This is a genomic window from Scytonema sp. HK-05, from assembly GCF_963872035.1.
GTDB lineage: Bacteria > Cyanobacteriota > Cyanobacteriia > Cyanobacteriales > Nostocaceae > Kalymmatonema.
In genome coordinates this window covers 18,526-38,601 of record NZ_CAWMYC010000139.1, presented here as the reverse complement: position 1 = coordinate 38,601, position 20,076 = coordinate 18,526, and the positions used below count along the sequence as shown (strand labels likewise).

Genomic DNA, 20,076 nt, shown 5'->3' with positions numbered 1-20,076 from the left:
TGGTTATAACTGACAACTAGGTAGAAAATAAATATAGTTACAGCAGTATAAGTGAGCAAAGCTCAATCAAATAAAAAAAAATATTGAAATTGGTTGGCGTCATTATGCAAGTTACAACAAAGGCTTTAACTGGAGTTTTAAATCCCTCTTCGCAAAAAATAAATACTGACTTACAATCTTTGCCATCTTCAAAAATAGCTTCACAAATAGAAGATTTTTGTCAAGTTCAAATAGAATATTTGCTCTCTAAATTTCCTATTCACTGGTGTCGAATTATTTATTTCGACCCATTTTTAGAGGGTCATCAAACAATTACCCGTTGCGTCCAAGATGGGTTTTTTTCTAAAAAACTTTTAACTCATTTGAATTTAGAAGAATGGTTGGTAGATTTTTATCCTGCTTTTACTGTTAATGAAGTTAACTTATCCCATCTTACAACATCATTTTGTTACATCTGCCCCATAGGGTATAAAAACCAAAAACCTGAATATATTCTGATATTTGCTCACGAACCTCTCTCCCCAAGTTTGCAGCAGGACGTTAGGCAGTCTGCAATCTTACTCAGCAAGCATTTGGACATTTATTCTGAATCTCGGCAGCAAAAAGCTGAAATTCAACTTCTCGAACATATACTTCAGCGTGCTGGTCATCAGTTACGTCATCCTTTAACGATGATTAGTCTTTATGCAGAAAATCTCTACTTGGGATTACCTAGCGGTTCTTCCCAAGAACAAGCAGCAATTATTCGTGAAAGCATACAAGATTTAGATACAAATTTAACTGAGCTTATTTATTGCGGTCAGAAGGAAAGATTAAGAGTTGCTCTTCATGACTTAAGAAGTCTAGTGATTGAAACTATTCAGGGATTAAAACCTTTAATTGAGCAGAAGCAACTGCAAATCTGTTATCCTGACACTTCTACTATTCTGGCAATTGACTCTTTGCAAATGAAGCAAGTTTTTGACAACTTACTTAGCAATGCGGTTCACTTTAGCCCTGTATCAGGAATTATTAGCTGTAATTGGCAAATTTTTCAAGATGAGATACTGATTTGGATTTCTGATCAAGGAGTAGGACTATCTTCAGACGACATTCAAAAAATCTTTACTCCTTTTTATTCTCGTCGTCCAGGAGGTACTGGACTTGGTTTAACTATTGCTAAAAAAATTGTTCTTGACCATCATGGAAACCTTTGGGCGCAAAATTCACCAGTAGGGGGAGCACAGTTTTTTATAAGCTTACCTCGATCTACATCTTTTTAAGAGGGTTTTGATATGATAACTAATGAAAAACTTCCAGTTCTTCTTGTGGATGACGATCAACGCTTTCGTCAGGGGTTGCACACTCTCCTTAATTTTTATAGTAACAGCGGACAATTACCGTTAGAAGTGGTGGCAGAAGCTGCATCTACAGAACAAGCGGTAAGCCTTGCTACTGAAAAACAACCAGCCCTCATCCTTCTCGATTTAGAATTAACTGCGGGTGACGGAATTACAACTCTTCACCGCTTAAAAGAAACATCTTTTGTTGGGAAAGTTGTAGTCTTGTCAGCTCATCAAGAAGATAATTTCATCTTTCAAGCCATGCAAGCAGGGTCTGTAGGTTATGTCTTTAAAAATCGTGTGGCTACTCAATTGTGTGAGGCAATCACTACTGCACTCAAGTCAGAGATTTATTTACCTACAGAGGTTGCTAGTGGTTTTTTCCGCCGATTCCACGCCTATTCAGAGGCTTCTATTAGAACCCGTCAAAAGCTTCACCTTACAGAACGGGAACAAGAAGTTCTGTACTGGTTAGTACAAGGGGATTCTAATGAAGAAATCGCTAAACGTTTGTATGTTACGGTAGCTACGGTTAAAGCTCATTTAACAAGCATTTTTGAAAAGTTGCAGGTGACTAGCCGTACCCAAGCAGTTGTAGCTGCACTAAAACTAGGTGTAATTAGTAATAGGGAGTAGAAAGTAGGGGCGGGAGCGTATATAACGACTAAAGCGTGAAAGTTTCTCAATCCAAAATTTAACATCTAAAATCTAAAATGGTATCAATTGAGCCTCGTTATAAAGAATACTTTTGTTCGCGCAATGCACCTTTAAACTGCGATCAACTCCAGAAGACAATGCAGGAATTCCCAGAGGCTAAGTTTTGTTTGGAATGCGGTTTTCCTGCTCTATTACCACAAAAAACTGAAATTAAAGGTAGTCGAGGCACTTATCAAATAACTGGTCTTTTCGGCTCTCGGGGTATGGGTCGTTTATATTTAGGAAGACAGATGGCTGATAGCCAACCTGTAGTCATTAAAGAATATTTGTTACCTTCGCGTTCTTTTAATGCAGACGAGGCTCGTCAACGTCAAGATACATTTTTACGTGTAGCAGGGGTAAGCCCAGCAGATGGCAGAAACCAAGATTTTCGTCTGTTCAGCCCTTGGGAAGTCATTGCCGACCTGCAGCAAAAACGCTGTTATACAGTTAGTCAGGGTAATTTAGAAACCTCGCAGACTTTGAGTCAATATTTGATAGAAAAAGGCGCAATGAGAGCTTCTCAAGTGCGCGAAGTACTCAATCAAGCTTTACAAACCCTGCAATTCTTGCATACACAAAAACTTCGCTTTCCTTCAGGTCAAGTACAACAGGGCATTGTTCACGGCAATATTAACTTGAATAGTCTCTTAATTGTACAAAATGATCTGCAATATTTTGTTATATACTTTTGCGACTTAGCTATTTGGGAGCGCTTATTTGAACCAGCAACTTTTGCCCAACCTTTAACTCCCAACCCTCAGCAAGATCTAGAGGAATTGGGACGAGTCGCTTTTTATCTATGGGTGGGAAAGTCCGTAGATCCTGCCTCTAATCAACCTCTCGATCCTAGAAACGAACAGCTATGGCCCAAATCCAGCCCTGATTTAAAGCAGTTCATCTATCGCTTAATGGGCATAGAAACTCCTTTTGAGAGTGCTGAAACTGCTCGTCTAGCCTTACTGCAATTTCCTTTGGAGAATCAAATTACCAGTTTTACTAAAGTTGCACCTGAGGAAGAGAAAGAAAAACGTTTTCGGACACCACTCATTCTAGTTATCCTTTTAGGTATTATCACTTTACTATCACTTGGCGGAATCATTTGGTATTTTTTAGGGCGTGGACGAGTACAAGAAGAAGATTTTGCAGAATTTAATCAACTTGTGCCTAGTTTTACTGATGTCAATGGTGTTCCTTCAGGAGTGTTTACTTACACTGGAGAAACAGAAGGGACATGGAGTGTCGTCTTAAAAGTACGCCCAACTAGCGAACTGACTTTCGCACAACTATTAAACACGCCTAAGCCGGATGCAAACGCACAGTTTAACTATCAACCTGTGCCTTCTCCTAATATACAAATGAAGAGTGAACCTATAGAAGAAGTAAAAAAAGGTCAGGCACAGTTTGCGATGACCAGTTTAGTAGAGAATTTATCAAACGATCTAGCTGAAAAACAAATTGCTTATGATGGATTACTTGTATTTGTTGCTTTTAGTAAGAAAGATGCAAACCTTCCCAAGGTTCTTAATGGGCAAATTACTCTCGATCAGCTGCGCCAAATTTATACAGGTCAGATTACCAATTGGCAGCAGCTTGGCGGTCCAAATCTTCCTATGAAACCTTTTGCTCCAACTGAGCCTGAAGCTGTGCGAGAATTTGAAAAAATTGTGCTGCAAGACGACCCACAAAAGATTGCTCAATACAAAGCAATAGCTACAACACAAGCGACTGAACTGACTCAGCAACAGATTATCACTGCGTTTGACACAGGGCAAGCTGGCATTATCAGTTATGGCATTCTTAGTAAAACCTGGAACCAGTGCGCAGGCTATCCCTTAGCTTTAGTTAATGGTGATAAGCCTCCCAGCCAAGCCCTTTTCCGACTTAATGGTCAACCAATCACTCCATCAGATAACATATGTGACAAAGACAATCGCTTAGATATTAAAACTTTTACAACCGGGAGTTATCCGTTAAGCTATCCTCTGGCAGTGGTATACCCTCACAACAATAGTCTTCCACCTGCAGGAGCGAAATTTGCTGAGATATTAACGACCCGTCAAGGTCAATGTCTCATTAATAAAGTAGGACTTGTTCCTTTACAGCCGGTACCTGATAAATATTTAAACTCTTATGACTGCAAATAGATGTCCAAATCCTAGTTGCGAATTTTTTAACCGCATATTGCCCAACAATGCAAAAGTCTGCCCTATGTGTGGCACTCCTTTGGGCAACGTGGTTCCTCCGCCTTCTGCTGAAAATCAGACTCCTTCTGCTGAAAGGCAACTACCTGAAGCAGTCCCATCTGCAAAATCCCCAGCTTCTTCACCACCTTATCAAGCACCACCACCACAGCCTGCCCCTAGCCCACCTGCTTATCAAGCACCACCACCACCACAGCCTGCCCCTAGCCCACCTGCTTATCAAGCACCACCACCACCACAGCCTGCCCCTAGCCCACCTGCTTATCAAGCACCACCACCACCACACCCTGCCTCCAGCCCACCTGCTTATCAAGCACCACCACCACAACAACCTACCTCCAGCCCACCTGCTTATCAAGCACCACCACCACAACAACCTGCCTCCAGCCCACCTGCTTATCAAGCACCACCACCACAACAACCCGCTCCCAGCCCACCTGCTTATCAAGCACCAGCAGCATCACTTGCTCATACTCCACCTCCTCATTTAACTGCTCAACCAACCTTAAAGCTAATTCATTCCTCCGGAAAAGAATTTCGCCTACATGGAGAAGAGGGTTACATTGGTCGGCAAAGCACTGCCAATCCAGCATTACCAGAAATTGACCTCTCTGGTATTCCTAATGAAGGTATAGTTTCCCGTTCCCATGCTCGAGTTTACTGGGATAAATCTCAAAATGCATATATGTTAGTTGACAATAATAGTCGAAATGGAACTTATTTAAATGACAAGTTTCTTTCTCCCAGCATTCACTACCGTCTCAATCACAAGGATTCGTTACAACTTGGTCAAGAGAGGCTGGTATGTTTCACAGTTTCGTTGACCGATAACTAGCAATTACTTACTGGTCACTAGTCACTGGTTACTGTTCACTATTCCAACCGAATTCGACTTTTGGCTACTTCCCAATTTTGATGCAGTGCTTATAGTCTTGTAATCAAGATAGTTTTTTCTTTCTGTTTGTTTTCTTTAAATTATGAGTTTAAAACAAATGCAGCTTTCTTTAACACCAATGACTGCATTGGCTAACGAAGCAGAATACACTGCAATGCTTGCACTAGCAAAAAGTTACCTTGACGATCCGTTGCTCTTAAACCAACTTGCTGATAGGGTGTATGCAATCTTTCTGGAAGATATGCGGTGCCAGCGAGAACGAGTGAGCAACTATGGTAAAGAAAGGTGGTTGTAATGGTTACTAATTCTTCTAACGATATAAACGGCAATAGTAAATCTGAACTTAATTATGTTACAACCAATCGTTTCTATATAGAAATAGGAGGTTCCATAGCTGCATCTTTTACAGAATGTTCTGGGTTAGGCGTTCAAATTGAGAAAGAAGTTTATTTTGAAGGGGGTGTGAACGACCAACAACGCGTTTTTTTAGGTCACTCAACGTTTTCAGACATAACTTTCAAACGAGGTACTACAGACGATTTGAATTTTTGGGAATGGCTCAGTGAATTATTTGAAAACAAACCAATTAGTCGGCGTAATGCGAACATTATCACGTTCAATCAAGCAGGCGATATCATGAAAAGCTGGACGCTCATTGGTGCTATTCCCATAGCTTGGAAGTCGTCAGATTTGCAAGCAGATGGAAGTGGTGTTGTCATTGAGGAATTAACTCTGGCTTTTGAGGGCTTGAAAGCTGGCAAAAAAGGAGGAGGAGGTAATAAAACAAAACGTACCGCAACAGGAGAATTTTCTAGTTCCTGATGTATTTAACGCTTGTCCTCGTTAATCACTATGCAAATTATTTAACCGTTACTTCCAATGACAACTCCATTTATTGGAATAGGAACTTCTTTATCTCCACCCAAATTTTTATTGCAGAGAAAGTTTGCTTTTCCACCTTTACTGCCCAAATCAAGACAGGCTTTGTCTTTTATTCAAAAAGTAAGTTTATCCCGCTCCGAACCATTAAACATCTCTTTGGTAAATTTTCCTACGTCCGTCAACAATTTAGTAATGAGAGAAAGTGCGGAACTTTCATCTACTGAATTTCAAACACATCAGATGAAAGACGAAAGAAAAGATAAGACATATTATCAACAAGTAGATTTTCCCGCTCATATTGATACAAAGACAGGTAACCAATATTTTACCGAATTACCAGTTTCAAAGCCAACGCAATCTAAAGCTAATAAAAAACAAGTTAAGTCTAAAACCAGTAAAAAACAATCTAAATCTAAAAAGGCGGTAAAGGATACTACCGTTACACAAAAAGTTTATCAATCCTTTGGTCAGATAACTAGTACCAGTAATACCAATGATGATAATAGGAGCAAAGAAGCCTCAGTCTCTCTAGATACTACTGCTAATATTGAATCATTCATAGGCGATCGCACTCAAACTGCAGCCCCAAACATTAATTCAAGCAATGCCACAGTTGACTCTACTGAGATTACTAATACAGCTTCCGATACTTCAGTTGTACAAGCTGCACTGATATCACCAACGACACAACCGAAAATTTCCACACCCAGTACACCTGTTGAAAGTGGACAAGAATCGCTTGCGGCAACGACATTACAACAGCAACCAACTCTGAGTGAAATTCACACTTCATCTGCACAAGATACCAGTTCAGATAACCGGGTAATTGAACCTTCTGCGCCTACTCACTCAGCCAATCCCATAGTGGATGTGGCTAGCAATTTGGATACTCCAGTTGTACAGGCAGCGCCGATACAACCAACGACACAACCGAAAATTTCCATACCCAGTACACCTGTTGAAAGTGGACAAGAATTGCTTGCGGCAACGACATCACAACAGCAACCAACTCTGAGTGAAATTCACACTTCATCTGCACAAGATACCAGTTCAGATAACCGGGTAATTGAACCTTCTGCGCCTACTTACTCAGCCAATCCCATAGTGGATGTGGCTAGCAATTTGGATACTCCAGTTGTGCAGGCAGCAGCGATACAACCAACGACACAACCGAAAATTTCCATACCCAGTACACCCGTTGAAAGTGGACAAGAATCGCTTGCGGCAACGACATCACAAGAGCAACCAACGCTGAGTGGAATTCACACTTCATCTGCACAAGATACCAGTTCAGATGACGGGGTAATTGAACCTTCTGCGCCTACTCAGTCAGCTAATCCCATAGTCGATGTGGCAAGAAATTCCGATACTCCAGTTGTACAGGCAGCAGCGATACAACCAACGACACAACCGAAAATTTCCACACCCAGTACAGCCGTTGAGAGTGGACAAGAATCGCTTGCACCTATTATCCCTAACCTTAAGGTGTCAAATGCAAGTGGAGTCAATGCTAAAGATACTCCAAGCGTTGACGTGTCGTCTGATGATATAACTGAAGACGAGAAAAAGTTTCCTTCGACAGGAGCAAATCAAAACCCTGCTTTCGACATGCCACCACTTCAAGGTTACGCTGTTGGTGGACATGTTGCAGCGTCCAGTACCCCAAATAAACAGCAAATTGCAGCTTCAGATACTGTACCTGCAATGCTTACTCCTGGTGAATTTGTGGTTAATGCCAAAGATACACAAAAAAACCTGAGTTTGCTGAAGCACATCAACAGTGGTAATACAATACCAAACCATTTACAAACCTTTCGTTTATCGGCAACGACACGTGCGGAACAAGAAGATGTAGCCTCAGCAGATACCTCTACTAAAGTCGAATCTTCACAGGGGAATTTTATACAACAAAAAAGTTCCAAACTCGGCTTACCTAAAATGTTAGGTTCTCTAGGTTCATCTTCTTTGCAATCGAAGACTGAAAAACAAAGCCTTTCAATGCTCAGTTCTGTTCAGTCAAATTCAATTGAAACCAAAATGCCAGAGGTGAACAAAAGTACAATTCATTATTCTTTAACTCCTCTAATTTTTAAAAAGCAAATTCCTAGTCCTAGTACTGATTCATCTTCCAATGATTTTAATCCGCCTTCCCAATGGTCGAACATTGAAGAATTATTGAATGGAAATAATAGTACTGCCAACTCTATTGGATTTACTTCCTCCAAACCTAATAATGGGGAATCTCATCCCCAGAAATTAGCAAATTCTATAAAGTCAAAATCGTTAAGAGCTTTTACAAATAAACAGGCTCAAATTAAGGGCTTTGCTAAAGGTGGGCAAGTTACAGCTAATGACACGCCAACTATAATACAGCCTTTTACAGAAACCTTAGAAAGGCCTTCCTCGCCAACGAGCAAAATTGATGATAAATCTTCTAAACTTGTTGAAACACTAGCTCATGAAGTCTATTACTGGCTGCGGCAGAGATTAGAGATTGAGCAAGAGCGTTATGGCTTTTACTCTGGTCGTGGTCGTATACCTTGGTAAATTGCAATCACTCTACTATAGGAGAAGTATTCAAATGCCACTTGAAAAAGCAATACTAAAGGTAGTTTCTGGTGACCCATTGTCAGATCCATCTGCCAAAGATATTAAATTTATGTTTAATCCCACAGAAATGAGTTTCACAAGGTCATCTAGTTGGGATTATGACAGCGGTGCTAGGGGACATGGTCTGCTACCTAAAGTAAATTTTTCTGGAATCAATCCTTATAGTTTATCCCTTAACAAGCTTGTGTTTGATACTTATGAAACTAAAGGCCAAGATCCTACTGGGAAAAATTTGAGCGATATTATCGAAAATATTAAAAAAGGTGTAAGTGGCCCAGATGGTGACAACAAACGCCCGCCTATTTATATATTGTCCTGGGGGGGTATAGAGTATTTTTACTGTGTAATGACTAAGTTAACTTACACCTTCACCATGTTTTTACCTAATGGCACACCTGTGCGGGCTTTAGTAGACATAGATTTACAAGAAGTTGATGCAACAAATTTACCAGGTATAAAGGGCAAGGGCACAAGCAGTACCAAATCTCGCCAAGGAGGACTCTCTCCACTGAAGAAACCAAATGCCTCTACAAGTGGAAGCAGATCTAAAAGAGGAAGCACACCTAAAAGTGGAAGTAAAGGTGTAATAAATAAGAATAATGCTGGACTTAAAAAGAAAAAATAATTGAGTTAATGATTGAGTTGGAAAAGAGTAACCTGTCTTCAAGTGAATAGGTTAGTACGGAAAAATATCATCTTATAAATAAATATTAATATGCTGTTTTTTCTAATAAATAGTAACTCTAACCACCAATCACACAAAATTATGTTTCTTTGCTTCAAATAACTTAGTTTTTCATTGTTGTCATTCACAATTGCTAGTTATGTCTAATCAAAGTCTTTATTTGTCTCGTCCATTGCTAAAAATTAATGGTAAACCTGCTCCTCCTGAATTAGTTGAGGACATAATAGAGATATCTGTAGAAGAAAGTTTGCATTTACCATCAATGTTTACGTTAGTAGTACATAATGTTTATGATTCGGCAGATCAGGAGGACAAACAACCTTGGAAAAATGAGAAGTATTTTAAAATTGGTGATTCCTTAGATATTGGTTTTGCTACTAGTACAACCAAGTCTTCGGAATTTAGTAAGGAAGAACAAAATTACTTAATTCAGAAGGGTGAAATTGTAGCGATCGAAGTATCTTTTACAGATAAATCCGATGCTCCCATTATTATTCGCGGTTATGATACTGCTCATCGCTTGCATCACGGTCGTCACAATCGCTCATTTTTAAACCAGACTGCTGGGGAAATTGTTAAAAAAATTGCACAAGAAGTGGGGATAAAAGTTGATCAGGTGGATAACAAGGGTGTGCCGTATGATTATCTGTTTCAAGAAAATCAAACGAATTGGGAGTTTTTACACGAACTGGCTGCCCTTAATGGCATGGAACTCTTTGTTCAAGACAATAAGTTAAACTTTCGCACACCCTCTAGTAAACCTTCTCTAAAGCTAAAATGGTTAATCGATATTACTCATTTTCACCCTCGCGCCACAAGTGCTCAGCAGGTAAAGAGTGTAGAAGTACGCAGCTGGGACTACACGAAAAAGCAACCCATAATCTCAACAGCTAGCTCAGAAAAAGTTGTTACTAAGACTAGTATTGGTCAAGGGAGTAGCACTAGTAGTGATTTTCATCTTAAGCAACCTCCCGAAATGATTGTTGTAGATAAACCTGTGTCCACTCAACAGCAAGCAGATGTGATCGCTCAAGCTTTGTGTAATGAGCTGGGAGGGGACTTTATTAGTGCAGATGGAAGAGCTGAAGGGAATCCTCAAATCCGTCCAGCACAAATTATAAGTTTGGAGGGAATTGGTGACTTGTTCAGTGGCGATTATTATGTCACTGAAACACGCCACCTCTATAGGGAAAGAGTTTATAAAACTGAATTTAGCGTGAGGGGGCTACGCAGCAACAGTTTGCTAACAACTATAGCCCCACCAGTACGTCTACGACCAGCACAGACTTTCTTAACTGGTATTGTCACTGATAATCATGACAAGCAGAACATGGGTAGGGTTAAGGTAAAGTTTCCTACGTTGTCTAACGAGAAAGACAGCAGTAATTGGGCTAGGGTGGTAGGTCTTGGTGCTGGGCAAAACCGAGGATTTTACTGTTTGCCTGAAATAGGGGACGAAGTTCTAGTTGGTTTTGAACACGGTAATATCACGCGACCCTATATTATTGGTGCGGTTTGGAATGGTCCGGATACTCCACCTGAAGCAGTAAAGGACACGATTCACAACGGCAAAGTGCGGCTACGAACCATTAAAACTCGTAGAGGTCATACTATTGAATTTGTAGAAGAGGATTTAGGGAGTGGGACTGAAGACAAGAACTGTGCTGGGGTCTATATCCGTACCTTTGGTAGGCATCATGTAAGCATGAAAGACTCGCCTTCTGCAAAAGGGGTCACTATTCAAACTTCTGGGGGACACCAGATTAACTTAAATGATACTCCTCAAAAGTCAATTGAAATACGAACTAGTAGAGGTCAACACCTAACTTTTGATGATGAGGCAATGACAGTGACCTTGCAAGCAGGGGGTATCATCAATATCCAAGCAGCAGCGGAAGTCAGTATAAACGCGGAAGGTACTGTTGCTATTAATGCAGAAGCTGCTGTTGCTATTACTGCCGCATTTGAGATGAACTTGAAAGCTGCATCAATTACTATGGAAGCTGAATCAATTGCTATGGTAGCTCCTATTGTGATAGTTAATGGCGTACCACTCGGGTAAAAAAAGTGGTCTTCACTCTTTAAAAGGTATAAATCAAGGAGAATATATATGTCTTTTTTTACTAAACGGGTTCGGACACAACGTTTAATAAGTCTGGGATTTTTTAGTGCAATCTTGGCTGTATCTATCACTACTATTAATAGTACGAGGATATTAGCTTTTGATAGTCCTAATTCTCAAGTTACAACTAAGTATGGTCAACATATAACACAGCCGAATTTGTATGCGATTAACTCATTTGACAAACAGTTTGTAACCGCAGCAGCCCAAGGAAATTTAGCAGAAGTAGAAGTTGGAAAACTGGCATTGAAGCAAGCAAGTAAAACAGAGGTAAAACAGTTTGCTGAGCGTATGGTTCAAGACCATACGCAGGCATATAACGAACTCAAAGTATTAGCTAGGCAACAGAATATTACTTTTCCAGCAGGTATAGGGAAGCAAAATCAAGCAACGTTAACAAATCTGTCAAAACTTTCAGGTTCTGCCTTTGACCAAACATACATGAATAATATGGTGGAAGCTCATATAAAGACTCTGTCCTTATTTGAGCAAGAAGCTCAGCAGGGTGAAGACCCAGCTTTAAAGGCTTGGGCTGCAAAGATTGTGCCAACAGTTGAAGAGCATTTACAAATGGCACGCTCTATTGTAGGGAATGATAACGGAATGAATAAGTAGCCCTATTTCATTCAAGCTTTAATAAGAAAGAACTCAGGAGTCAGAACCATCGTTCTGTACGACTGGGTGGTGAGGCGCGTAGCAAATGGTGGAGTTTTACTTACAGCGCTTTTCAAGTAAATAAACCACCGGGTAGAGGCACAGAATTGCCGTCCGTGCCCGTACGAAAATCTCTGGTTCAATGAACTGAAAATAGCTGTAAGCGGCTGCAAAGAAGTAGTACTACACAGCAAAGTGACCAGGAGCATCATCCCCTTTAGAAGGTTCTCCAACTGATGTTTGAACAAGTTCTCAAGACATGAGAATCATACAAATTACCAACCACAAAATGTTGACGACCATTTTTTATAGATGACCGGGCAACTGTAAACTTAATAGTCAAGAGTTGAAGTTTTTGTACAGCAAAGCGTTTAGGGACATCTAAACAAAAATTTCATCTATAAATCTCTTGCAAAAATGCTTGAGATGCCATGTTGAGGAAAGCGAAATATCTCGCGAGATTCTTCGCTACACTGCGTTTCGCTCAGAATGACATCCACAACTTTTCGGCTTTTGCAAGAGGTCTTATCTCAGTTCAAGCTTTAGTTATTTAGTACAAGGTTTTAGATTACTCACAATGAACTTAAATTCTTTTAAGAAACTTCTACTATTGCAGGTAACTATCATTACTTTTGGGCTGCTCTTGACGGATAAGCCAAGTTTTGGACAGCCCAAAGAAAACTCTCAGGGAATGCAATTAGTAGATTTCCAAGCCTCTAGGGTAGAAAGCTACCAGCAACAGGTAGATAAATTACTGAACCTGATACGCCAGCGATTGTTGATCCAGAATGATGTTGCCCGATGGAAATGGAATAACAACAGTGCCATTGAAGCTCCTGAGCGCGAACAGGAGTTACTGGCACAGCTTCGGAATCAGGCATCGGCTTATGGTCTTGATCCTGATGCAGTCGCAGTCTTTTTTCAATGGCAGATATTTGCTGGAAAGCTACTCCAAGTAGATGATTTTCAAACCTGGCAAAGGGAAGGTATCCAATTTTTTAATAACGTGCCTGACTTGAACCAGACATTGAGACCATCACTGGATAAGTTAAGCCCAGAAATTCTCTCAGCATTAGCACCGCTTTCTCCAGCCCTCAGTTGTCCGACATTACAGCAATTAATTCAGTCACGTGCCCAGATTATTCTTCGTGGAGATGGGATTGATAACACAGTGCGCCGTATTGCTATTGCACCCTTGATAGAACTCAAAGGTAGTTCATGCCAAGATATTTCCAGATTTGATGGGTAAAGAACTCAGACCTTGCAAGATAGCGGTTCTCGGTTGAGTCTAATACAAAAAATGGTAAATTACAGCTATTTTCAGTTAATTGAACCACAGATTTTCGTAAGAGCTGTTCTATACCCATAGGTGTTAACTTAAGGTGAAAGCGCTCGTTCGCAATGCTTTGAGAGATTGCCTTGTTCCCAGTCAGAGGCTAGGAATACCATTGGGAGGCACAGCCTCCCTTACTTGGGTTACTAGCCGCTTAAACCGCATTTCCTGCTTAGTACAGCTTTGCATAAATTCATATCGCAATAAGGGGTTGTAGTTGCGCTTTAGCGCTAAAGCGCAACTACGAACTATAACGCTATGAACTTGTGCAATCTTGTACTTAGACCACCGCGTCCAAGATTTTAGAAGAATTTTGGCTTAAGTTGACACCAATGGGCAATGCCGTGCCCCTACCCAGTGGTTTATTTACTTGAAAAGCGCTGTAAACAGTTTACTGCCTGCCTTGGCAGTTAACTGCCTCCTTTAACGGATGCTGCACCGTTGGATCTGGTGTGGTAGCAACCAGAATGATTTCTCCACTGGGAGTTCTCTGCCATCCGGTTGCTTCGATGATTGGGGTATAGGATTTGGGAAAAGCCGTGAGATCTGCCGAACGATTTGGGGTGTCAATGTTTCGGCTGTGGGGTGTGGGCTGCTGTGGGGAATGCTTCCCAACTGTTAGTCTACGTCGGTCTTCCCACTCAGCATCATCGTCTAATTCCTGCTCAGGAGTAGGAGGTAAACCACCCCGACCAGTGATAATGAATGAGTTGCCTTCGTTAGCGGGACAGCCAGTAGCAATCAACCGCGACGGGTCTACAAATTCAGTCGGTAATTCAACTAAACCAGAAGTCGGGTCAATTCCTGCTGTGGTGACATTGATTGTACCATTTAAAGCTGAGTTCGCTCCCGTGGCGGTGATGTCGCTTAAGGGGGTGGGTTGAAGACGCGGTTGAATGCCAAAAATAGAATAGGCATTGATGCTGACATTGCCGCCGCGAAAATCCTGTGAATTGGCGCTGATATTGCTATCTTCATTCCTGCCAGCCACGATAAACCGGGTATCAATCTTAATATTGCCACCGGGAATGTTGTTTCCTGTGGCGTTGGTGCTGATGTTACTGCCGTTTCGTAACAGAATTAGGGGAGCGAGCAAATTAATATTCCCGCCACCGCCCGAAGTATCTGCCCGAATTCTGCCCTGGTTGTTAAGAAAGATGCGATTGGCATCGACAAACAAGTTGCCTGCACTGCCAGTACCCGAACTGCTAACCGTCACTTCTGCTTGGTTTTGAATGCCGAGGGTGCCTGTGCGTAAAGTTAAGTTACCACCTGCACCACCGCCATCGGTACCTGCAGCAATAATCGAACCATTCCCGGTAAGAGTAATCGACTCTGGGGCTGCGATCGCCAACGTTCCACCTCGACCACTGCTAGAGGTCGAAGCAGAGATTTGTGCGCCCTCTTGCAGGTTCACCCGCACACTTTGCCCGTTCTCCCGTGGTTGAATGGTCAAGTTACCTGCATCTCCGACACCAGTGGTTCCAGCCAATAGACCACTGGTTGCCCCAAATAGTTGCAAATCCGGAGTATTCACGGTGATGTCACCCGCACGACCGTTACTCGAAGTTGTGGTCAGCACTCGTCCGCCACCGCTCAAGCCAACCGTGTCGGCACTAAGGGTGATATTACCAGCGCTTCCACCTCCAGCGGTGGAAGCGGAAAGTTGAGCGCCATTGAACAACCAGAGCGATCGCGCTGTAATATCAATATCGCCGCCCCTACCCACTCCCCCAGAGTCAAGCGTGCTGATGGCATCTGCCCCATCAAACGAGACGGCATCTTTCGCCTGAATCTGGATATTTCCTGCTTTGCCTTGCCCCTGTGCATTCGTGTTGATTGTGCCAGAGTCAGAAACAGACAGTGAGCCTGTGCTGATGATGACATCTCCTCCGCTTCCCACCACTCCTGACTCCGCTGAGGTCGTCACCCCACTAGGGAAGTTAAGAATAGGGGCTGTGCCACTAATCTGTACAGAGTCACGAGCATTAATGATGACGCGACCGGCACTTCCCAATCCCTGCGTAGAGGTATTCACACCACCCCCGTTGGTCAGAAACAGCGAGCCAGTTGTGATCCTCACATCTCCGCCTTGACCCATGCCATGACGCAAAAAATTGTCTGAAACCACTTGTGTGGAGATACCGCTGGTGTTTCGAGCAATGCCGTATATCAGGTCGCCCTCACCATCTATGGTGACGCGATCGCGAGCATTAATATTCACACTGCCTGCATTTCCCTGTCCTAACGTGTCGGAATTCAGGTAACTGCCATTAGTGAGAGAAAGCGACCCTGTGGTGATGTTGATATCGCCAGCATGACCGATATCAGTTTCTTCCGGAGTCAGGGATGGATTCCAGCCCAGTCGTGTCTGGATGTTGGAATCGCCATCAATAGAGACGCTATCGCCAGCATTAATGTTCACGCTACCTGAATCTTTCGGTGCAACCGAGATGGAAGACAAGGAAGCATTCTGCGTGAGAGAAACGGTATCGCGGGCATTGATATTTATATTGGCTGAATTTCCCAGTTGCGCCAAGGAAAATATCTGACCACCCGTGGTGAGAGAAAATGATCCCGTAGTGATGTTGATCTCGCCAGCATTACCGACATTAGTTAATGCCACAGCAGTAGATACAGAAGCGTTATCAAAAAAAGAGACAGTATCGCGGGCATTAATATTCACACGGCTTGCATTTCCCTGTCCATGCGTGTAGGAAGTCAGTTTAGCACCAGCACCCCTGACAAAAAGAGAACCCGTAGTAATGTTGATCTCGCCTGCATTACCGACACCAGTTGATTGCACTACATTGTATATCTTACTGCTATCAAAAGAAACGGTATCGCGGGCATTAATATTCACATTGCCTGCATTTCCCTGTCCAGCCGTCCCGGAAAGCAGCACAGCGTCGGTGAGAGAAAGAGAACCCGTAGTGATGTTGATATCGCCAGCGTTACCCACGCCAGTTGGTTGCACCCTATTGTATACAGCAGCCTCATCCAAAGAGACGCGATTGCCCGCACTTAGATTGACGCTACCAAGAGTTCCCACTCCAAGTAACCTGTTTTCCAAGACGCTGTGATCCAAAGAGATGCGATCGCCCGCACTTAGATTGACGCTACCAAGAGTTCCCACTCCAAGTAACCTGTTTTCCAAGACGCTGTGATCCAAAGAGATGCGATCGCCCGCACTTAGATTGACGCTACCAAGAGTTCCCACTCCAAGTAACCTGTTTTCCAAGAGGCTCCGGCTGAGTGTGATAGAGCCAGTTGCATTCAACTCCATCTCTTCGGTTGAGCTATCAGGTAACCTCGAATCGTTGGGAATCCCCATCCTAAGTAAACTTTTGGAAATATTAATGTTTTGGGCAAGCATTCTAATACTGCCACTGGCTCCCCTAACGTCAATGCCACTACCATTCCTTAACGAGACATCGGCTCGCGCTACATCATTGGGAAAACTCAAGTTTATGTTGTTGCCCTTAACATTCAGCCCCACCATTCCTTCCCCAGCTACTCCTCCCAACTCGATTCGACCACCCAAAGCCTGCAAAGAAGACCTCTCGATTGTGACATTGCCGCCCACAAGTGCTAAGGTTTTGCCCGGTTGAACCTGAAGAGAGGGTTGTGGGGTGAGAGTAATCGTATAAGTACCGCTGCCAGAGCCGTTAGGATTGGCATCCCAGCCACTCAAGGGTAACCCGGAGCCGGGACCGTTAGGCTCACCCGATGCGCCAAAGATGTAGCCCTGTGGACTGAGGGGGTTATTAGGGAAGAGGGAAATGCCCAGGTAATAGATGCCAGAGGCAGCAGACGTGAAGGGTTTGTTCAAGGGTACAGTAGATTGCTGGACGTTTCCGTCAATTATGTCATCGTTACTGGACAAGCCCACGCCCCTGCCATCGAACAAAAACAACTGGGTATTCAGGTTCGTACTACCCACCGTACTCGCTTGGAAGGGCACTCCTTGTTTCAGGTACACTTGGTACAGGTCAACATCGTTGGCATTGTCAATATTGCCAGAAATTGCGTTAAAGCTTGTGCCATCCGGCGCGTTGCCAACTGTCTGGGCTGTATCTAAAAGTTGACCCGCATCGCCCACTTCATTCAATGGCTTTTCAGGAGCACCCTGCACAATGTCTCCTTGCCGACCATTGAACTGCAAGCCAATGGGCACACTAATGGTCAGCAAGGGAGAAGCGGAGGGGTTGACAGCACTGAACTCGGTGCCATCCGCGAACTTGATGCTGCTGGCTGTACTCGCCACAAATGAGCCACCGATATTTAAGCTGGCATTGGCTCCAAAGATAATTCCGTTCGGGTTAATCAAAAACAGGTTTGCCGTGCCATTTGCCCGAATCAAGCCGTTAATATTTGAAATTGACCCACCTGTGACGCGGGTCAGAATGTTTTGCACATCTGCTGCATTGTTGAAGAAGGCAGAACCTCCGGTGGGTACGGAAAACTGCTGAAAGCTGTGGAACAGATTGCCCCCCCGCCTTGCTCCACCGTCAATTTGGAAGTTGGGGTTGCCTGTGACTTGCGTTTGCTCTGCTTTTGGCAGTGTGTTATCGGGAACGACTTGAGCTGCGATTGGTAATGCACACATCACCACACTCAAGGCGCTGCCAATTAAAAACCATGATTTTAGATGCCACCCGTTCATCAAAGCTGTTTTGCCCTCCGCATCCCTAACCACAACTCAGGCGCTGCTTAACATAGCTTAAACAATAGTAGCGATGCCCTTAGTGTTTGTTACAAACACTTCAACTTTATTAACACCAGCTTGAGCGTTCCTTAGCTCGACTTTATCCATTTTCCAGCAACGCGCTTGCATACGCTAAAACCCTTATGGAATTTAGACTTTGACTTTTTCAATCTCGGCAAAATTAGTGATGTAAGAAAAAGTTTTTGGCACAAAGCTACAACTTTTGCCAAATAACAAGGTTTACGCTGCTTAATTGGATAAAGTCGAACTTAGAGGATATCTCAGAAGTCTTATTTTTTACAAATTAATATTGTATGTTTTTTGTCAATCAAGCAATTTATATCAAGTTCGGATGATTAGTTATCATTGCAGTTCTCGCGTTACCCCTCCCCAACCCTCCCCTTGCTAAGGGGAGGGTGCGCGATAGCGCGGGTGGGGTATTTCGGGATTTATAAGTAATTAAGCGAACTTGATATTACTTAATTTTTTGGCTCTAGACAATCATAATTAAAATAGAAAAGAATCGAGCGAAAGGCTACCGGGACGAACAAATAAGAACAGAACGGCGATCGCTAAGTACAGTTTTGCATTAATTCGTAGCGTTTTGAAACGCAGAGGAACGCGGAGGAAAGCGCAAAGTAACGCAGAGCCTTTCTGAAATTAATTCGTTACGAACTTGTGAAATCCTGTACTAAGTAAATCAGAGTCCAGAAACCCGCTATCTTTGAGATAGTGGGTTTCCTACTTCTTACAAATGATTTAGGAGTGCTATAGAAAATTTCCCAACGGTATGTTTGCTACTTTTCCTTATTTAATAACTCCATCCGCTATCTCGAGTTTTATGGATCTCATGAGAAATCTTGTTCAATTTGTGATTGAGATGTTGATTCTCGTATGGAGTTAAAAATCCTCCATTTTTTCTTAAGTCTTCAACACGCTGAGCGTTGACAGATGCTTCGCGCTTTTCTAGATGATGAAACTCATCTGGTGTGATTTGACCTTCTCGCACACCATCAAAAATACGTTGTTCTTGAGCAGACTGCTGGTGATAAAGTTCACTTGCAGAAGCAATCTTGGGGATAAAGAGAATAGGAGCGAGGGCTATGGGTAGAATATAGCGCATCTTCATAATCATGGTTTTTTGCCTAATAGTGAATGAGTGGTTACTGTTTCAATACTTTTCGGATAGTACTTGATCCCCCCTAGCCCCCCTTAAAAAGGGGGGAACTATCTGCCCCTTTTTTAAGTATTGTGGATGCTACCTCAGCACCGCTAACTATCAACCTTAAAAAGGGGGGAACTATCTGCCCCCTTTTTAAGGGGGTTGGGGGATCTCATAAAGTGGAAACATCACTAACCGAAATATATTGGTTACTGTTTAGTTAAGTCACTTATACTTGACTCATCTCTAAACTGTTAATTTCATAGTGAGTCACAAAAGTCAAGAACCTAGAAAGATTGATTCTCGACTTTTGGCGAATAGGCTGAGATTCTCAAACTCGTTAGTCTTAAGGGTGTACAGACTTATTATGAGGGCTGCCTAAATGCCAGAGGCGGTTAATGACCAGGAACAAAAGTATCTAGGAAGAGGTTGGGCTTTCCCATTGCAGTTAAATGTACAGGGAGGAATACAACTTCGCTCTGAAGCACAAAAGGTTAGAGAATCTATTTGGCTTATTCTGCGTACTGAACTAGGTGAGCGGGTCTATCGTCCTGATTTTGGATCGCGCTTGTCGGAGTTGATGTTTGCACCCATGAGTACTGACACTTTGTTAGAGATTCGCCTTTATGTTCGAGAGGCTTTGGAAAAATGGGAACCACGCATTTTGCTGGATCGGGTCATAACAGAAGCTGATCCTGTGCGGGGCAGAGTAGACATAATTATCACTTATCGTTTGAAAAATTATCAAGATATTCACAACTTTGTTTATCCTTTTTATCTACTCACAGAGGAGGAAGAGTAAC

At 42.6% G+C, this 20,076-nt stretch carries 14 protein-coding genes; 12 read left to right on the top strand and 2 right to left on the bottom strand.

Features of this window, described 5'->3' with window-relative positions; genetic code table 11:
• The first annotated feature begins 104 nt into the window (after positions 1-104).
• From AACT52_RS31625 to aroQ, 11 genes are all read left to right on the top strand, one after another.
• The gene (locus AACT52_RS31625) at positions 105-1,262 is read left to right on the top strand and encodes a sensor histidine kinase (RefSeq protein ID WP_083630645.1); all 1,158 of its coding nucleotides are present in this window, start codon (positions 105-107) and stop codon (positions 1,260-1,262) included.
• Between the two features lie 12 nt (positions 1,263-1,274).
• Complete coding sequence (locus tag AACT52_RS31620; RefSeq protein ID WP_073634597.1) at positions 1,275-1,958, top strand: response regulator; 684 nt, start codon at positions 1,275-1,277, stop codon at positions 1,956-1,958.
• 77 nt (positions 1,959-2,035) lie between these two features.
• Positions 2,036-4,165, top strand: a complete 2,130-nt coding sequence (locus tag AACT52_RS31615) for a substrate-binding domain-containing protein (protein WP_073634596.1) — start codon at positions 2,036-2,038, stop codon at positions 4,163-4,165.
• Positions 4,152-5,057: an FHA domain-containing protein gene (locus AACT52_RS31610; protein ID WP_233154124.1), complete on the top strand. Its 906-nt coding sequence runs from the start codon at positions 4,152-4,154 to the stop codon at positions 5,055-5,057. Before AACT52_RS31615 ends, AACT52_RS31610 begins: the two co-directional genes overlap by 14 nt.
• Before the next feature lie 142 nt (positions 5,058-5,199).
• On the top strand, positions 5,200-5,412 hold the full coding sequence (locus tag AACT52_RS31605) for a hypothetical protein (RefSeq protein WP_073634594.1): 213 nt from the start codon (positions 5,200-5,202) through the stop codon (positions 5,410-5,412).
• Positions 5,412-5,939 carry a phage tail protein gene (locus AACT52_RS31600; RefSeq protein WP_073634593.1) on the top strand — a complete coding sequence of 176 codons (528 nt, stop codon included), beginning with the start codon at positions 5,412-5,414 and terminating at the stop codon, positions 5,937-5,939. The genes AACT52_RS31605 and AACT52_RS31600 overlap by 1 nt, the downstream gene beginning before the upstream one ends.
• A gap of 300 nt (positions 5,940-6,239) precedes the next feature.
• Entirely contained in the window at positions 6,240-8,546 is a 2,307-nt protein-coding gene (locus tag AACT52_RS31595) for a hypothetical protein (protein ID WP_143172924.1), read from the top strand.
• A gap of 34 nt (positions 8,547-8,580) precedes the next feature.
• Positions 8,581-9,234, top strand: coding sequence for a CIS tube protein (locus AACT52_RS31590; RefSeq protein WP_073634591.1), 654 nt, complete (start codon positions 8,581-8,583; stop codon positions 9,232-9,234).
• A 199-nt stretch (positions 9,235-9,433) separates the two neighbouring features.
• On the top strand, positions 9,434-11,356 hold the full coding sequence (locus AACT52_RS31585; RefSeq protein WP_073634590.1) for a VgrG-related protein: 1,923 nt from the start codon (positions 9,434-9,436) through the stop codon (positions 11,354-11,356).
• Positions 11,357-11,404: 48 nt separating this feature from the next.
• Entirely contained in the window at positions 11,405-12,031 is a 627-nt protein-coding gene (locus AACT52_RS31580; protein WP_073634589.1) for a DUF4142 domain-containing protein, read from the top strand.
• 616 nt (positions 12,032-12,647) lie between these two features.
• Positions 12,648-13,319: a gamma subclass chorismate mutase AroQ gene (gene aroQ, locus AACT52_RS31575; protein WP_073634588.1), complete on the top strand. Its 672-nt coding sequence runs from the start codon at positions 12,648-12,650 to the stop codon at positions 13,317-13,319.
• A gap of 475 nt (positions 13,320-13,794) precedes the next feature.
• Here the strand turns inward: aroQ and AACT52_RS31570 are convergent, their stop codons facing one another.
• Positions 13,795-18,102 (bottom strand): two-partner secretion domain-containing protein, encoded by a 4,308-nt coding sequence (locus tag AACT52_RS31570; RefSeq protein ID WP_073634587.1) that lies wholly within the window; start codon positions 18,100-18,102, stop codon positions 13,795-13,797.
• Positions 18,103-18,922: 820 nt separating this feature from the next.
• Positions 18,923-19,246 carry a hypothetical protein gene (locus AACT52_RS31565; protein ID WP_073634586.1) on the bottom strand — a complete coding sequence of 108 codons (324 nt, stop codon included), beginning with the start codon at positions 19,244-19,246 and terminating at the stop codon, positions 18,923-18,925.
• A gap of 409 nt (positions 19,247-19,655) precedes the next feature.
• On the opposite strand from AACT52_RS31565, the gene AACT52_RS31560 reads away from it, so the two are divergent.
• Positions 19,656-20,075 (top strand): GPW/gp25 family protein, encoded by a 420-nt coding sequence (locus AACT52_RS31560; RefSeq protein ID WP_073634585.1) that lies wholly within the window; start codon positions 19,656-19,658, stop codon positions 20,073-20,075.
• Position 20,076 lies beyond the last annotated feature (1 nt).

What these genes read in the sequence shown, in the direction of transcription:
- AACT52_RS31625 (WP_083630645.1), top strand. Translation starts at nt 105, where the DNA reads ATGCAAGTTACAACAAAGGCTTTAACTGGAGTTTTAAATCCCTCTTCG.
- AACT52_RS31620 (WP_073634597.1), top strand. Translation starts at nt 1,275, where the DNA reads ATGATAACTAATGAAAAACTTCCAGTTCTTCTTGTGGATGACGATCAA.
- AACT52_RS31615 (WP_073634596.1), top strand. Translation starts at nt 2,036, where the DNA reads ATGGTATCAATTGAGCCTCGTTATAAAGAATACTTTTGTTCGCGCAAT.
- AACT52_RS31610 (WP_233154124.1), top strand. Translation starts at nt 4,152, where the DNA reads ATGACTGCAAATAGATGTCCAAATCCTAGTTGCGAATTTTTTAACCGC.
- AACT52_RS31605 (WP_073634594.1), top strand. Translation starts at nt 5,200, where the DNA reads ATGAGTTTAAAACAAATGCAGCTTTCTTTAACACCAATGACTGCATTG.
- AACT52_RS31600 (WP_073634593.1), top strand. Translation starts at nt 5,412, where the DNA reads ATGGTTACTAATTCTTCTAACGATATAAACGGCAATAGTAAATCTGAA.
- AACT52_RS31595 (WP_143172924.1), top strand. Translation starts at nt 6,240, where the DNA reads ATGAAAGACGAAAGAAAAGATAAGACATATTATCAACAAGTAGATTTT.
- AACT52_RS31590 (WP_073634591.1), top strand. Translation starts at nt 8,581, where the DNA reads ATGCCACTTGAAAAAGCAATACTAAAGGTAGTTTCTGGTGACCCATTG.
- AACT52_RS31585 (WP_073634590.1), top strand. Translation starts at nt 9,434, where the DNA reads ATGTCTAATCAAAGTCTTTATTTGTCTCGTCCATTGCTAAAAATTAAT.
- AACT52_RS31580 (WP_073634589.1), top strand. Translation starts at nt 11,405, where the DNA reads ATGTCTTTTTTTACTAAACGGGTTCGGACACAACGTTTAATAAGTCTG.
- aroQ (WP_073634588.1), top strand. Translation starts at nt 12,648, where the DNA reads ATGAACTTAAATTCTTTTAAGAAACTTCTACTATTGCAGGTAACTATC.
- AACT52_RS31565 (WP_073634586.1), bottom strand. Translation starts at nt 19,246, where the DNA reads ATGATTATGAAGATGCGCTATATTCTACCCATAGCCCTCGCTCCTATT.
- AACT52_RS31560 (WP_073634585.1), top strand. Translation starts at nt 19,656, where the DNA reads ATGCCAGAGGCGGTTAATGACCAGGAACAAAAGTATCTAGGAAGAGGT.